The sequence below is a fragment of the Paenarthrobacter sp. NPDC058040 genome, from assembly GCF_042885775.1.
Taxonomy (GTDB): domain Bacteria; phylum Actinomycetota; class Actinomycetes; order Actinomycetales; family Micrococcaceae; genus Arthrobacter.
Genome location: NZ_JBHVRN010000003.1, coordinates 330,203 through 343,855 on the forward strand (window position 1 = coordinate 330,203; position 13,653 = coordinate 343,855).

Annotated in this window: 13 protein-coding genes; 7 read left to right on the top strand and 6 right to left on the bottom strand. The window is 64.1% G+C overall.

Going from position 1 to position 13,653, the window contains the following annotated elements; all coding sequences use genetic code 11:
* The first annotated feature begins 263 nt into the window (after positions 1-263).
* The 3 genes from efeU (at position 264) to efeB (ending at position 3,769) form a co-directional block, all read left to right on the top strand.
* Positions 264-1,118, top strand: coding sequence for an iron uptake transporter permease EfeU (efeU, locus tag ACFVSJ_RS06190; RefSeq protein WP_387435185.1), 855 nt, complete (start codon positions 264-266; stop codon positions 1,116-1,118).
* Positions 1,119-1,157: 39 nt separating this feature from the next.
* The gene (gene efeO / locus ACFVSJ_RS06195) at positions 1,158-2,351 is read left to right on the top strand and encodes an iron uptake system protein EfeO (protein WP_387435186.1); all 1,194 of its coding nucleotides are present in this window, start codon (positions 1,158-1,160) and stop codon (positions 2,349-2,351) included.
* 80 nt (positions 2,352-2,431) lie between these two features.
* On the top strand, positions 2,432-3,769 hold the full coding sequence (gene efeB / locus ACFVSJ_RS06200; RefSeq protein WP_387435187.1) for an iron uptake transporter deferrochelatase/peroxidase subunit: 1,338 nt from the start codon (positions 2,432-2,434) through the stop codon (positions 3,767-3,769).
* Between the two features lie 28 nt (positions 3,770-3,797).
* On the opposite strand, the gene htpX is transcribed toward efeB, so the two are convergent.
* Positions 3,798-4,667 (bottom strand): zinc metalloprotease HtpX, encoded by an 870-nt coding sequence (gene htpX, locus ACFVSJ_RS06205; RefSeq protein ID WP_387435189.1) that lies wholly within the window; start codon positions 4,665-4,667, stop codon positions 3,798-3,800.
* 103 nt (positions 4,668-4,770) lie between these two features.
* A complete protein-coding gene (locus ACFVSJ_RS06210) occupies positions 4,771-6,042 on the bottom strand; it encodes an MFS transporter (RefSeq protein ID WP_387435191.1) in 1,272 nt (423 codons plus the stop codon).
* Between the two features lie 86 nt (positions 6,043-6,128).
* On the opposite strand from ACFVSJ_RS06210, the gene ACFVSJ_RS06215 reads away from it, so the two are divergent.
* The 4 genes from ACFVSJ_RS06215 to ACFVSJ_RS06230 all read left to right on the top strand — a co-directional run bounded on the left by ACFVSJ_RS06215 (position 6,129) and on the right by ACFVSJ_RS06230 (position 9,673).
* Complete coding sequence (locus ACFVSJ_RS06215) at positions 6,129-6,923, top strand: hypothetical protein (RefSeq protein WP_387435193.1); 795 nt, start codon at positions 6,129-6,131, stop codon at positions 6,921-6,923.
* A gap of 30 nt (positions 6,924-6,953) precedes the next feature.
* Positions 6,954-7,430 (top strand): Fur family transcriptional regulator, encoded by a 477-nt coding sequence (locus ACFVSJ_RS06220; protein WP_387435194.1) that lies wholly within the window; start codon positions 6,954-6,956, stop codon positions 7,428-7,430.
* 7 nt (positions 7,431-7,437) lie between these two features.
* Positions 7,438-8,919 carry a catalase gene (locus tag ACFVSJ_RS06225; RefSeq protein ID WP_387435196.1) on the top strand — a complete coding sequence of 494 codons (1,482 nt, stop codon included), beginning with the start codon at positions 7,438-7,440 and terminating at the stop codon, positions 8,917-8,919.
* A gap of 118 nt (positions 8,920-9,037) precedes the next feature.
* A complete protein-coding gene (locus ACFVSJ_RS06230) occupies positions 9,038-9,673 on the top strand; it encodes a DUF2461 domain-containing protein (RefSeq protein ID WP_387435198.1) in 636 nt (211 codons plus the stop codon).
* 85 nt (positions 9,674-9,758) lie between these two features.
* Here the strand turns inward: ACFVSJ_RS06230 and ACFVSJ_RS06235 are convergent, their stop codons facing one another.
* The 4 genes from ACFVSJ_RS06235 to ACFVSJ_RS06250 form a co-directional block, all read right to left on the bottom strand.
* Positions 9,759-11,312 (bottom strand): amino acid permease, encoded by a 1,554-nt coding sequence (locus ACFVSJ_RS06235; RefSeq protein ID WP_387435199.1) that lies wholly within the window; start codon positions 11,310-11,312, stop codon positions 9,759-9,761.
* A gap of 241 nt (positions 11,313-11,553) precedes the next feature.
* On the bottom strand, positions 11,554-12,000 hold the full coding sequence (locus ACFVSJ_RS06240; protein ID WP_387435200.1) for a DUF779 domain-containing protein: 447 nt from the start codon (positions 11,998-12,000) through the stop codon (positions 11,554-11,556).
* Positions 12,000-13,022 (bottom strand): alcohol dehydrogenase AdhP, encoded by a 1,023-nt coding sequence (gene adhP, locus ACFVSJ_RS06245; RefSeq protein ID WP_387435202.1) that lies wholly within the window; start codon positions 13,020-13,022, stop codon positions 12,000-12,002. The genes ACFVSJ_RS06240 and adhP overlap by 1 nt, the downstream gene beginning before the upstream one ends.
* Positions 13,023-13,115: 93 nt before the next feature.
* The coding region (locus tag ACFVSJ_RS06250; RefSeq protein WP_387435203.1) for an aldehyde dehydrogenase family protein at positions 13,116-13,653 on the bottom strand (538 nt) is incomplete at its 5' end.

A 13,653-nucleotide genomic window follows, 5' to 3' on the forward strand; every position in this document is an offset into this window, starting at 1 on the left:
CGACATTCTCGCCCTGTCGAATGGTGACTCGCTGACCCTCAACGTGTTGCAACGCCACGCGGGGTTTTAAAAACGGCAAACCCGGCCGGGTTGCCCCCCTCATCGACGGGCGCCACCCCGGCTTTTTTTGCGCCCATAAGTCCATCGATCACCGTAATGGACGGAACTATTTAGGGCACAAAGGTTTTGCGTAATGCCGTCTCGCCAGTACTCTTCTTGCTTAGGCGAGCCTAAGTAAGGCTCCCTGAACGAAAGACACCCTTATGACCGCCAACTTCCTGATCGGCCTGCGCGAAGGCCTCGAGGCATCACTCGTCGTGGTCCTCCTCATGGCCTACCTCATCAAGACCGACCGGAAGGCCCTGATCCCCCGGCTCTGGGCAGGCGTGGGATTGGCCGTAGCGATTTCCTTTGGCTTCGGCGCCCTCCTCACCTTCGGCCCCCGCGGCCTGACCTTTGAAGCCCAGGAAGCCATCGGCGGCGGCCTGTCCATCATCGCCGTCGGCTTGGTGACCTGGATGGTTTTCTGGATGGCGAGGACGGCGCGCACGCTGGGAAGCGAACTCCGCTCACATGTGGACAAAGCGGCCGACGGCGCCGCGTGGGGCCTTGTGCTCGTGGCAGCGCTGGCCGTTGGCCGTGAAGGCCTGGAAACCGCGCTCTTCATTTGGGCCGCAGCCCAGGCCACGGGCGAAAGCACGCTCCCCCTGCTCGGTGCCCTCCTGGGCCTGTTGGCCGCTGCCGGCCTCGGATACCTGCTGCACCGTGGCGTACTCAAGGTCAACCTTGGCAAGTTCTTCACCTGGACCGGCGTGGGACTCATCATCATTGCCGGAGGTGTCCTGGCCTATGGTGTCCATGACCTTCAGGAAGCCGGCATCCTGCCGGGACTGCACAACCTCGCCTTCGACGTCTCAGCCGCGGTCCCGCCGTCGTCCTGGTACGGCACCGTGCTGAAGGGCACGCTCAACTTCTCCCCCGCCACCACCTGGCTGGAAGCGTCGGCCTGGCTGCTCTACGTCATCCCGGTGCTGTTCCTGTACATCAGGGCCAACAAAGCAACACCCCCGAAGGCCAAAACCGCCTCCCCTGCTCCCGCTGTCACGGCCCACCCATAAGCCTCCGCAGCTTTTCCCACACGATCCAAGGACCCCTCCATGTCTGGTACTTTCCGACGCTCCGCGTCTTCCCCCACCTTCCGCAAGGCCCTGGCCGTCATCGGTGCCGCCGCTGCCGTGCCGCTGGTACTGGCAGGCTGCACTGACAACACCAAAACCTCCAGCACCACGGACGGCCCCATCCAGGTCAGCAGCACAGCGAGCGAATGCAAGGTTTCCTCGGCTACGGCGCCGAGCGGCAACCTGACTTTCCAAGTCAAGAACGACGGCAACGAAGTCACCGAGTTCTACCTGCTGGCCGAAGACGGACTGCGGATCATCGGCGAAGTGGAGAACATCGGCCCGGGTATCTCCCGCAACCTCGTGGTCACGGCACCGGCCGGCAAATACACCACCGCCTGCAAGCCCGGGATGCAGGGCGACGGCATCCGGGCGTCCTTCGAAGTCAAGGAATCCGGAAACAAGCCCAGCGTCGACGCTGACTTCCAGAAGCTCCTGGACACGGGAACCCAGCAGTACGCCGCCTACGTGAAGGATCAAACCGAGCAACTGGTAGCCGGAACCAAGGCCTTCGCCGACGCTTTCGCTTCAGGGGATGCCGCCAAGGCACGCGAACTCTACGCTTCCACCCGCATGCACTGGGAGCGGATCGAACCCGTGGCGGAGTCCTTCGGGGACTTGGACCCCAAGCTCGATGCCCGCGAGGCCGACCTTGAACCCGGCCAGGAATGGACCGGTTGGCACCGCGCGGAGAAGGACCTCTTCCCACCGGCTGGCTACACCGCTTTGACCGCCGCTGAGCGCAGCGCGATCGCCAAGCAGCTCGTGGCCGACACTGAGGACCTCGGACAGCGTACGCGCACAGTGGAACTCACCGCAGACAAGCTGGGCAACGGCGCCAAGGAGCTCCTGGACGAGGTTGCCACCGGTAAGGTCACGGGCGAGGAAGAGATCTGGTCCCACACGGACCTCTGGGACTTCCAGGCCAACGTGGACGGCGCCCGCATCGCGTTCGAGAGCCTCAAGCCCGCCCTGGACCAGAAGGACGCCGAACTCTCCAAGTCCCTCGACGAAAAGTTCACTGCCCTGCAGGCCGAGCTCAAGAAGCACGCCAAGGGCGACGGCTTTGCCTACTACAACGAGCTCAGCCAGGAGCAGGTGCAGCAGCTCGCCGCCCTGGTTGATTCCCTCGGTGAACCCCTGTCCAAGCTCACCTCAGCCGTAGTCCTGTGACCGGCTGCCCCTTCGGGCATACCGGGGAACCGGAACGCCCCTCCGAGCTGAACCACCGCCCGGGTGAGGCGACCGCCGTCGTGCCTGCTGATGGCACCAACAGCGGAGCGCCCGACGGCGGTGCTGCCGCAGACGCCCGTTCGCGGCTGTCCCGGCGCGGGCTGCTGTCGCTCGCCGGCGTGGGCGGAGCCGGCGCCGTGGCGGGGTTGGCCGCTGGTTTCCTTGGCCACGACGCGGTGACGGCGGGGGCCGCGAACGCTGCCACGCCTGCGGCAGATGCGGTGGTCCCTTTCTTCGGTGAGCACCAGGCCGGCATCAGCACGCCGGCCCAGGACCGCCTGCACATGGCCGCCTTCGATGTGACCACCGAGGACCGCAAGGAACTGATCAAGCTCCTGAAGGACTGGACCGCCGCCGCCGAGGCGATGACCTCCGGCCGGGCGACGGGTGCCACGGGTGCCGTCGATGGACCCTACGACGCGCCGCCGGAAGACACCGGAGAAGCCCTGGACCTGGAAGCGTCCAAGCTGACGCTCACTTTCGGCTTCGGCGCCGGGCTGTTCGAAAAGAACGGCAAGGTGCGCTTTGGCCTGGACGGCCGGCGGCCAGAGGCACTGATCGACCTCCCGCACTTTCCCGGCGACGACCTCCAGCCCGGCCGGACCGGCGGGGACCTGGTGGTCCAGGCCTGCGCCGACGACCCCCAGGTGGCCGTGCACGCCATCCGCAACCTGGCAAGGATCGGCTTCGGCAAGGTCCGGGTGCGTTGGTCCCAGCTAGGCTTTGGACGCACCTCCTCCACGTCCCGGGCGCAGGTGACGCCTCGCAACCTCTTCGGTTTCAAGGACGGCACCAACAACCTCAAGGTCGAGGACAAGTCGCTGCTGGACGAGCACGTCTGGGTGCCATCCGGAGTCAGGTCGCAGGAAGACTGGATGGCCGGCGGCAGCTACCTGGTGGCACGCCGGATCCAGATGCACATTGAAATCTGGGACCGCACGTCTTTGCGGGAGCAGGAAGGGCTGATTGGCCGGACCAAGGGCGTGGGTGCCCCGTTATCCGGCGGCGACGAGTTTACGGCACCGGACTTCAAGATCTCCGGGCGGGACGGCGATCCGCTCATCCCCTTGGATTCACATGTCCGGCTGGCCCATCCCGAGCAGAATGGCGGTGTCCGGATGCTGCGCCGCGGGTACAACTTCACCGATGGCTCGGACGGGCTGGGCCACTTGGACGCCGGCTTGTTCTTTATCGCCTTCGTGAAGGATCCGCGGACGCACTACGTGCCTATGCAGTTGGCGTTGGCCAAGGGCGACACCCTGTCCGTCGAGTACTTGAAGCACACCGGATCCGGGCTTTTCGCGGTGCCGCCAGGAGTCCAGTCAGGCGGATTTATCGGCGAAGGGCTGTTCGCGTAGACGCGGGAGCTCGTCGCCGACCGTTTCCTTAGGACAGCGGCCGGCCTGCCATTTGTTCGAGCCTGCGGATCCGGTCTGCCATGGGTGGGTGCGTGGAGAACATCCGCCGCATTCCGCCGCCCCGGAAGGGGTTGGCGATCATGAGGTGCGAGGCGTTGACCAGGCGCTGGTCCTGCGGCAAAGGTATCTGGGATACGCCGGACTCGATCTTGCGCAGCGCGGAGGCCAGGGCCAAGGGATCGCCGGTGAGCTCGGCGCCGTCCTCGTCGGCGTCGTACTCGCGGGTCCGGGAAATGGCCATCTGGATGAGCGAGGCCGCGAACGGTGCCAGCAGGGCCATGGCGATCATCGCGATCGGGTTGGCGTTCCTGCGGTCCCCTCCTCCGAAGAACAACAACATCTGGCCCACGGACGTGATCACGCCAGCCACTGCTGCGGCCACGGATGAGGTCAGGATGTCCCTGTTGTAAACGTGCATCAGCTCGTGCCCCAGTACACCGCGCAGTTCACGGGCATCGAGCAGGTGCAGTATCCCCTCGGTGCAGCACACAGCAGCGTTCTTCGGGTTGCGCCCGGTGGCAAAAGCGTTGGGAGTCATGGTGGGCGAGAGGTAGATCCGCGGCATCGGCTTGTTGGCCCGCACGGAAAGCTCCCGCACGATCTGGTAGAGCTGCGGGGCCTGCGCCTCAGTGACTGGGTAGGCCGCCATGGAACGGATGGCGATCTTGTCACTGTTCCAATAGCCGTAAGCCGTGGTGGCCACACCGATCACGGCCATGATCCAGATGGGCGCGGAGCTGCGGGTGCCGCCGCCGATGATGGCCCCCAAACCCAACAGCACAGCCCACAGCACACCGAACAGCGCGGCGGTTTTGAGTCCATTGTTGTGTCTGTGCACGGTGTTCTTTCGCTTTCTTTGGCCCTTTTAGTGGTGTTCTCTACTAATTAACGCCGACGGCGGCCGCAGTGTTCCGCTCGTAAGCGCCCGCCCGGGCGCGCGCTTACGGCAGCGGATGCTTTGCGTCATAAGCCACGAAGCCGGGTTGCAGGCGTGACGCCAGCCAGGCCAGCACCATGCACAATACCCCGCCGATCAGCAGCACTCCGCCTTCGCTGAGGAACTGGGTGACACCGCCGGCCAACAAGTCACCCACCCGGGGTCCGCCGGCAACCACCACAATGAACACTCCCTGAAGCCTCCCCCGCATGTGGTCCGGGGTTGCCGATTGCAGGATGGTGGTTCGGAACACGGCACTGACGGAATCCGAAATTCCGGCGAGCGCACAGCACGCGGCCGCCGGGATGAGCCACAGTGTCACACCGTCCCTACCGGAGTCCCCCGCCATGAGCACCACAACACCAAACGCCGCAATGGATGCACCCCAACCCACCACGGCGAAAACCACCGCACTGCCCTGGCGCCGCACCCGTCCGAGTGGCCCCGAGAACAGCCCCGCAAGGAAGGCACCGACGGCTGTGGCGGCCAGCAGCACACCTACGGTGGTCTCGCCGCCACCGATCATGACGGCCCCGATAGCGGGCATGAGGGCGCGGGGCTGCGCGCAGATCATGGCGATGAGGTCGATGATGAAGGTCATGCGGACGTTCGGGCGTGTGCCGAGGAACCTGAAGCCTTCCACCACCGAACGCAGGCCCGGCCGCACTGCTTCCTTTGACGGCGGGAGCGGCGGGAGCTTGAACAGGCCCCACAGCGCGAAAGTAAAACTGATCACATCGATGGTGTAGGTCCAGCCGAAACCGATGGTGGCCACGAGCACGCCCGCCAGGAGCGGCCCGGCCGTCATGGACAAGCCGAACGTCAGCATGTTCAGCGCGTTCGCGGCCGGCAGCAGGTCCTTGCGCACCAGAAGCGGAATGATGGCGCTGCGTGCCGGACCGTTGATGCCTTGGGCGCCGCTCTGCACGGCCACCAGTGCATAGAGAAGCCAGATGTTCCCCACCTCGAACCAGGCCTGCAGGGCCAGGCCGGCAGTGGTTGCCCAGAGCACAAGGGAAGCAACCAACGCCACCTTCCGGCGGTCGTAGGCATCGGATACGGAACCGCCGTACAACCCTGCGATGACCAGGGGCACCAAGGCGAAGATGCCCAGGAGCCCAACGAAAAAGCTCTCCTGCGTGAGTCGGTAGACCTCCAGGCTGACGGCCACCAAAGTCAGCTGTGTACCCACCGCGGCTACCGACGCCCCGAGCCACAACCTCCGGAATGCCGGGCTTTCTTTGAGGGGAGTGATGTCTGCCAGGAGTTTTGCCACCCAGCAACCCTACCGAGTACCGACGACGTCCAGGACTCCCGGCGTAACCACACCCTTGGTAGGCTCACCCGGGGGAAGGAGTAGCCATGGTGTTGTCACGACAACTGCTGTTCCGTTCCGCCGTCTGGGAAATCGCCCGGCCGCGGCACCCGCTGACGGCCGGCCACATCGTGGTCCGGTTGTCCGACCCTTCCACCGAATTCGCCGAACCATCGGCCGCCGACTGGTTGCTCTGCCACAACCTGGCGCGGGCCGCGCTGCAAGACGTCCTGGGCGCCGTGCGGTGCGCCGTCATGTTCGCCCACCGCTGGCACCCGATCGGCTCCGCCGTTGGCGAACCCGTCGCGGAATCCTCAACCCCGACGTTCCACCTTTTTGGCCGCTGGGCTTCGGAAACCACGACGCCGGGACAGCAGCTTGCGCTACCGGCCCACCGCCGCCGGACCGAACCTGAGGAAACCTTGGAGACGGTGGACTCGGAACTGCGCGAGTCCCTCCGGTTCTTCGCCGAGGGGCCCCTGGGCCAGCCGCCCGCTACGGCGGGCTCAACACCGGAGGCGGGTGCCGGCGTCGTACCTGCCCAAACCCTTGTACCGCTCGTGGCGACGGTGGACGCTTCCCGGCACCACAGCGTGATCGAGCCTGCCAGCGGCACTGGATCCATCGCCGGACTGCTTTCCGGTGAGTTGGTGGCCATGGCCGCTTCGCTTACCGCCCTGCCCCTGACAAGCCGGCTGAGCGGCTTCAGTTGCGTCGCAGTGGAAGCCGAACAGCCGGGCTCAGCCTTGCGGGTCCACGCCGTGGGAAGGTCCGCCGCCGAAGACGAGAGCCCGCTGCTGGATGTATTCCTTTTGCCGGAAGTTAGCCTCGCCTTATTGTGAACTTATCAAAATAAGTGCTTCAATAGATGCATGACCGATCACACAGCCGACCAGGACGCATGGGCAGCTGCCCTGCGAGCCCATGGACGGCGCGTGACCAAACAACGGTTGGCGGTATTGGCGGCCGTGCAACATCATCCGCATTCTCCCGCTGAGGGCATCCTTGCTGCGGCACGGGAAGAGCTTCCTGAACTGACGGCGCAGTCCGTTTACGTGGTGCTCAGCGACCTCACGGATTTGCAGATGCTGCGACGGTTCGAACCCCCACACTCCCCCGCGCTGTATGAAACACGGGTGGGCGACAACCACCACCACGCCGTGTGCATCAGTTGCGGCCGGGTGGAAGACGTGGATTGCGCGGTGGGACACGCACCGTGCCTCACGCCGCATTGGGACGAGAACTCCAAGCCAATGACCATCCAGATCGCAGATGTCCTCTACCAAGGAATCTGCCAGGACTGCCAAGCCAAACAACAGCTTCCCAAACAACCATCAACCCAGAAATAGGAGAACGATGACTGCCATTTCGACCACACAGTCAGGTGCCCCCGTTACGTCCGACGCGCACTCCAAGTCCGTCGGCGCCGACGGTGCCATCATCCTCACCGACCACTACCTGGTGGAAAAGCTCGCCCAGTTCAACCGCGAGCGGGTCCCGGAGCGTGTTGTGCACGCCAAGGGTGGCGGCGCCTTCGGTACTTTCAAGACCACCTCGGACGTCTCCAAGTACACCAAGGCCGCTTTCCTGCAGCCGGGTGCCGAGACGGACATGCTGATCCGCTTCTCCTCGGTTGCCGGCGAGAACGGTTCCCCGGACACCTGGCGCGACCCCCGCGGTTTCGCCGTGAAGTTCTACACCACCGAGGGCAACTACGACCTCGTGGGCAACAACACCCCGGTGTTCTTCATCCGCGACGGCATCAAGTTCCCGGACTTCATCCACTCCCAGAAGCGCCTCCCGGGCACCCACCTGCGTGACGCCGACATGCAGTGGGACTTCTGGACCCTCTCCCCCGAGTCCGCACACCAGGTCACCTGGCTCATGGGCGACCGTGGCCTCCCGGCTTCCTGGCGTGAGATGCAGGGCTACGGCTCGCACACCTACCAGTGGATCAACGCCGAAGGCGAGCGTTTCTGGGTCAAGTACCACTTCAAGTCCAACCAGGGGGTCAACTCCGTCACCGGCGAGCAGGCTGAAGCCCTGGCCGGTTCGGACGCTGACTTCTACATCCGCGACCTCCACGAGAACATCGAGACCGGCAACTTCCCGTCCTGGGAACTCCACGTCCAGGTCATGCCGTACGAGGATGCCAAGACCTACCGCTTCAACCCGTTCGACCTCACCAAGGTGTGGCCGCACGCTGACTACCCGCTGATCCACGTGGGCACCATGGAGCTGAACAAGAACCCGGAGAACTACTTCGCGCAGATCGAGCAGGCCACCTTCGCGCCGTCGAACTTCGTACCGGGCATCGCCGCTTCCCCGGACAAGATGCTGCAGGCCCGCATCTTCTCCTACGCCGACGCACACCGCTACCGCGTGGGCACCAACCACGCACAGATCCCGGTGAACCAGCCCAAGAGCCCGGTCCACAACTACAGCCAGGATGGCCAGGGACGTTACCTGTTCAACTCCCCGTCCACTCCGGTCTACGCACCGAACACGGTTGGTGGCCCGGCTGCTGTTGAGCCCGCCTCCCCCGCAGGTGGCTGGGAGAACGACGGCGAGCTCACGCTCTCCGCACACTCCCTGCACGCCCAGGACGACGACTTCGGCCAGGCCGGTTCGCTGTACCGCGAGGTTTACGACGAAGCTGCCAAGGCACGCTTCCTCGACACCATCACCGGTGCTGTTGGCGGCGTGAAGAGCGCCGACATCAAGGAACGCGCCATCCAGTACTGGACCAACGTTGACGCCGAACTCGGTGCCAAGCTGCGCGCCAACCTCGGTGCCGGCGAAGGCTCCTCCGACGCCGAAGCAGCCAACAAGCTCTAAGCGCCGGTTTTGACGGGAACACCCCGCCGCGGATCTGTCCGCGGCGGGGTGTTTTCTTTTTCCACATAGCGTTTTCGGGCTATGGCTTCGCTTGGGCCCACCTCCATAGGATCCTTGCATGAGCACATTTGAAGGATTCTCCCCTGCCGCCTTCCGCTTCTATGAGGAACTGGAAGAGAACAACAACCGCGAGTGGTGGCTGGAGCATAAAAGGACGTACGACGCCGAGGTGCGGGAACCGCTGACGGCGCTCCTTTCGGAGCTGGAACCGGACTTCGGGACGGCCAGGATCTTCCGGCCCAACCGGGATATCCGGTTCTCCCAGGACAAGTCACCGTACAAGACGGCCCAGGGTGCCTTCGCCGAAAGCAAGGAAGGCGTCGGGTTCTATGTGCAGATCAGCGCGGACGGGCTCCTGATCGGCGGCGGCTACCATTCCCACACACCCGCGCAGTTGGCCCGTTTCCGTGCGGCCGTGGACGCCCCGGCCAGCGGTGCGGAACTGCAGAAGATCGTTGATGCGGTGGCTGCGGCGGGCTTCGCGGTTGAAGGCGAAAAGCTCAAGACCGTGCCTCGGGGTTTCGATAAAGAGCATCCACGGGCAGAACTGCTCAAGCACAAGTCACTTTCGGCCGGCGTTGAGGTTGGTGAGCCGGAGTGGCTCGCCACTGCCGGGGCCCGTGCGGAAATCGCGGCCAGGTGGGAGACCCTCAGGCCACTGGTGGATTGGGTGAGTGAGCACGCGGCGCCGTAGGGCGATGGGATGCCCCTGGCCGAAAACGCGGATGCGCCCGGGAATCAACGGATGTGATTCCCGGGCGCATTCGGTTAGTCAGCGACTAGACCTTGGTGAACGTGTCTTCGTCCTCGTCGCCCTTGGAACCGTTCGCAGCCGGAGCGTCCACTGCGGCCTTGGCAGCGGAGAACTTCTCGTTGAGCCGGGAATGGCGCTGGCCGTAGCTGAAGTAGATGACCATGCCCACCGCGAGCCAAATGGCGAAGAAGATCCAGGTCTCCACGGCGAGGTTGGTCATGAGGTAGAGGCAGAGAACCGCGGAGACCCACGGCAGGACCTTGCCGAACGGCACCCGGAAGGCAGGCTTCAAGTCCGGGCGCTTCTTGCGGAGCACCAGGATGCCCAGGCTCACCATGACGAACGCGGACAGCGTGCCGATGTTGATCATCTCTTCAAGGAGGTCAACGTTGGTCAGGCCGGCCACCAGGGCCACGGCCGCACCGCAGATGATCTGCAGGCGGGCCGGCGTGGCACGCTTGGCACTCGTCTTGGACAGCGCCCGTGGCAGCAGGCCGTCGCGGCTCATGGCCAGGACAACGCGAGCCAGGCCCATGAGGAGCACCATGATCACGGTGGTGAGGCCCACCAGTGATCCGAAGGCAATGACCTTCGCGGCATCATTGTTTCCGACCGCCTCGAACGCGGTAGTCAGGGTGGGTGCCTTCTCGGCGGCCAACTGCGTGTAGGACACCATGCCGGTGAGGGCCAGGGAAACCAGGATGTAGAGCAGGGTCACCAGGGCCAGGCCACCGAAGATGCCACGGGGCAGGGTCTTCTGCGGGTTCTTGACCTCTTCTGCCGAGGTAGCCACGACGTCGAAGCCGATGAAGGCGAAGAACACCAAGGCTGCACCGGCGAAGATGCCCAACGTGCCGTACTGCGCGGGAACGGCTCCGGTGAGGAACCCGAAGAAGGACTGCTTGAGGACGTCGGCTCCCTCCGTGCCTCCGGTTGGCTGCGCTGCCGGGACGAAGGGGGTGTAGTTGGAGAACTTAACGTACGAGAAGCCCACCACGATCACGAACAGCACGACGCCGATCTTGATCAGCGTGAAGATGTTGCCTACGCGGGCGGACAACTTTGTCCCCAGCACCAGCAGCACGGTGAAGATCGCAACGATCAGGAAAGCACCCCAATAGAGGTCCACGCCCGCGATGTTGAGGGCGGGCGGCATGTCCACGCCCATCAGGCCAAAGACCTTGCTGAGGTAGATGCCCCAGTACTTGGCGATCACTGCCGCGGCCGTGAAAAGTTCAAGGATGAGGTTCCAGCCGATGATCCACGCGAGTACCTCGCCCATGGTGGCGTAGGTGAAGACGTAGGCCGATCCCGCCACGGGGATGGCTGTCGCGAATTCCGCGTAGCACATGATGGCCAAGGCACACGTGACGGCTGCGACCACGAAGGAAATGGTGACCGCAGGACCTGCAAAGTTGGCTGCTGCTTTTGCGCCCACGGAGAAGATGCCGGCGCCGACGGCGACGGCGACACCCATGATCATCAGGTCCCAGGTGCTCAGGCTGCGCTTGAGCTTGCGACCGGGCTCATCGGCGTCGGCGATCGACTGCTCGATTGATTTGGTCCTGAAAATGTTCATAAATATGCCACATTCTGGATGGGGGTGGTATAGGACTCATCAAGAATAGTGTCCGGCCAATGGACGGCCATATTTGTCCCAAATACTGAGACAACAAATGGACTAGTGAGGCTGGTGTTGCGCGTGTTACAACCCTTGTTGCCCGCACCACATCCCATGAAAGAGCCCCCTTTCGGTGGAAAATTCACCGAAACGGGGCTTTCACGGTGCCAAAGCAACGACGCTCACGGCAGCGTCGCTGTCAGACACCCCGCACGTCCCAATCCATGATGGTGGACCGGATCAGGAACCGCTTCCCTTCCGGAGCTTCCACGGAGAAACCACTTCCCCGGCCCTGGACCACATCCACCGTCAGGTGGGTGTGGGACCAGTACGCGAACTGTTCCCGAGACATCCAGAACTCCAGGGGCCGAACCCCGCCCTCATCAAAGAGGTTGAACCTGCCCAGGAGGACATCCGAATCACCGGTCAGGAAATCACCGGCTGGATAGCACATCGGCGCGGAACCGTCGCAGCAACCACCTGATTGATGGAACATCAGCGGGCCGTGTTGCTCCCAAAGCCTGCGCAGGAGCTCTACGGAGGCATCGGTCAGCGCTACCCGGGAGAAGTCCTCCCCCGGCACGGTGACCGAGGCTTCCAGGACCCCGGCTGGCCGGACGTCTTCGCTGGGCTGGTCCGGGTCCATCAGAACTTCAAAACCACTCGGCCATCGATCTTGGCGTGCTTCATCTCGTCAAAGACCGCGTTGACTTCGGAGAGTTCGCGCGTGGAGACCGTCGGCTTGATCTTTCCCTGCGCATAGAACTCGAGGGCCTCTTCGAGGTCCTGCCGTGTGCCCACGATCGACCCACGCACCGTCAGGCCTTTGAGGACGATGTCGAAAATCGGCGCCGGGAAGTCTCCCGGGGGAAGCCCGTTGAAGACGATCGTTCCGCCGCGCCGGGCCATCCCGATCGCCTGGCCGAAGGCCGAGGGGTGTACCGCGGTGACGAGGACTCCGTGGCAGCCACCGGTTTCCCGTTGGATCACCTCGGCGGGATCCTCGTGCAAGGCGTTGACTGTCAGTTCGGCGCCGTGTTCCCTGGCGAGTGCAAGCTTGTCGTCCGCAATATCCACGGAGGCAACACGCAGGCCCATGGCCACGGCGTACTGGACCGCGATGTGCCCCAATCCGCCGATGCCGGAAATGGTGACCCACTGCCCGGGCTTGGCTTCGGTCATCTTGAGTCCCTTGTACACGGTGACTCCGGCGCACAGCACCGGGGCAACTTCCACGGGATCGGAACCCTCCGGGATCCGGGCAGCGAAACGCGTGTCCACCAGCATGTACTCCCCAAAGGAGCCGTCAATGCTGTAGCCGCCGTTCTTCTGCGACTCGCACAACGTCTCCCAGCCCGTGCGGCAATACTGGCAATCGCCACACGCCGACCACAGCCAGGCGTTACCTACGAGGTCGCCCACGGCAACGTCAGTGACGCCCTCACCCAGTTCCACTACTTCTCCCACGCCCTCATGGCCTGGAACGAAAGGAGGCGTGGGCTTCACCGGCCAGTCGCCTTCGGCGGCGTGCAGGTCGGTATGGCAGACCCCCGACGTGAGGAGGCGGACCAGCGCCTGGCCGGGACCCGGCGTCGGGCGTTCCACCTCCATGACTTTCAGTTCGGTTCCAAATTCGGTGACTACTGCTGCTTGCATGGTCGTCGACATTGACGATCTCCCTTTTTCAGATGAACAACAGGATGGGTTGTGCACGGCAGACGCCCACAGGGACCTTTGGGGCACCTACCGTGCACAAGCTCTTTAGAAGAAGCCGAGTTTGTTCTCGTTGTAGCTGACCAGCAGGTTCTTGGTCTGCTGGTAGTGGTCCAGCATCATGGCGTGGTTCTCACGGCCGATGCCCGATGACTTGTACCCGCCGAAGGCAGCCCCTGCCGGGTACGCGTGGTAGTTGTTGACCCAGACGCGGCCGGCCTGGATTTCGCGGCCCGCACGGTAGGCGACGTTCCCGTTGCGGGACCAGACGCCGGCGCCCAGCCCGTAGAGGGTGTCGTTGGCGATGCCGATGGCGTCGTTGTAGTCGCTGAAGCGGGTCACGGAGACCACCGGGCCGAAGATCTCCTCCTGGAAGATCCGCATCCGGTTGTGGCCCTCGAAAATGGTGGGCTGCACGTAGTAGCCACCGGCCAGGTCCCCGGAAAGCTCGGCCCTGGCCCCACCAGTGAGGACCTTGGCGCCTTCCTGCCTTCCGATGTCGATGTAGGACAGGATCTTCTCCAGCTGGTCGTTGGAGGCCTGGGCGCCGATCTGGGTATCCGTGTCCAGCGGGTTGCCCTGGATG

Bases quoted from the DNA above. Each gene is read 5' to 3' on its own strand.
- efeO (WP_387435186.1), top strand. From the start codon at position 1,158: ATGTCTGGTACTTTCCGACGCTCCGCGTCTTCCCCCACCTTCCGCAAG.
- efeU (WP_387435185.1), top strand. From the start codon at position 264: ATGACCGCCAACTTCCTGATCGGCCTGCGCGAAGGCCTCGAGGCATCA.
- ACFVSJ_RS06225 (WP_387435196.1), top strand. From the start codon at position 7,438: ATGACTGCCATTTCGACCACACAGTCAGGTGCCCCCGTTACGTCCGAC.
- ACFVSJ_RS06235 (WP_387435199.1), bottom strand. From the start codon at position 11,312: ATGAACATTTTCAGGACCAAATCAATCGAGCAGTCGATCGCCGACGCC.
- ACFVSJ_RS06215 (WP_387435193.1), top strand. From the start codon at position 6,129: ATGGTGTTGTCACGACAACTGCTGTTCCGTTCCGCCGTCTGGGAAATC.
- ACFVSJ_RS06240 (WP_387435200.1), bottom strand. From the start codon at position 12,000: ATGGACCCGGACCAGCCCAGCGAAGACGTCCGGCCAGCCGGGGTCCTG.
- ACFVSJ_RS06220 (WP_387435194.1), top strand. From the start codon at position 6,954: ATGACCGATCACACAGCCGACCAGGACGCATGGGCAGCTGCCCTGCGA.
- ACFVSJ_RS06230 (WP_387435198.1), top strand. From the start codon at position 9,038: ATGAGCACATTTGAAGGATTCTCCCCTGCCGCCTTCCGCTTCTATGAG.
- adhP (WP_387435202.1), bottom strand. From the start codon at position 13,022: ATGTCGACGACCATGCAAGCAGCAGTAGTCACCGAATTTGGAACCGAA.